Consider the following 795-nt stretch of genomic DNA (forward strand, 5'->3'; position numbering starts at 1 on the left):
GTCCTGCGCCGCCTCGCCGTGACGGCGCAGGACGGCCTCGCCCGGGCGATCGTGCCGGCCCACACTCCCCTCGACGGCGACCTGGTCTTTGCCGCCGCCACCGGCGCCGTGCCGCTCGCCGATCCGGTCGGGGATCTGGCGCGCTTAGGCGATGCGGCGGCCCGGGTGCTGGCGCGGGCGGTGGCGCTGGGAGTCTACCGGGCGAGCGCCCTGCCGGTGGCGGGAGCGCAAGCGGCGTGGCGGGACCGGTTCGGGGGGTGAGCGCGGGGGAGGCATGCCGACGCGCCATGGCGTCGGCCCGACAGCGTCGACGAGGCGTGCGGACCACGGTTGCGCCGGCCGCCTCGCCCGGCGCGCCGGACCGTGGCAAAAGCCTCGCGCGATCGACGGAGGCGGCGGAACGGTGAGCTACCTGGTGGTCTTTCTCGGGGCCGGCCTCGGCGGGGCGCTGCGCCACGGCGTCAACCTCTGGGCCGCGCGGGCGGGCAGCGGCTTTCCCTTCGGCACGATGGTGATCAACATCGTCGGCTCGATCATGATGGGGGTGCTCACCGGCTGGTTCGCCGCCCGGGGCGGGGTGCCCCAGGCCTGGCGGCTCTTCCTCACCACCGGCATCCTCGGTGGCTTCACCACCTTCTCGACCTTCTCCCTCGAGGCTTTCCTGCTCTGGGAGCGCGGGGCGTTCGCGGCGGCGCTGATCTACGTGGCGGTGTCGGTGGCGGCCGGCATCGCGGGGGGCGGGGTGAGCCTCCTGGCGCTGGCGCCAGTCGGGGGGGGCGGTGTGGGCGACCGGAA

The 795-nt window shown here is 75.6% G+C and carries 2 protein-coding genes; both read left to right on the forward strand.

Annotated features, from left to right (window positions below; all coding sequences use genetic code 11):
* Window positions 1-261 (forward strand): P1 family peptidase (locus tag VQ03_RS30650; protein ID WP_048454721.1); only part of this gene is annotated, 261 nt, incomplete at its 5' end.
* Between the two features lie 142 nt (window positions 262-403).
* Window positions 404-795: fluoride efflux transporter CrcB (crcB, locus tag VQ03_RS30655; protein WP_083468338.1), on the forward strand; the 392-nt coding region annotated here is incomplete at its 3' end.

Origin of the sequence: Methylobacterium tarhaniae, assembly GCF_001043955.1 — a bacterium.
Classification (GTDB): Bacteria; Pseudomonadota; Alphaproteobacteria; order Rhizobiales; family Beijerinckiaceae; genus Methylobacterium; species Methylobacterium tarhaniae.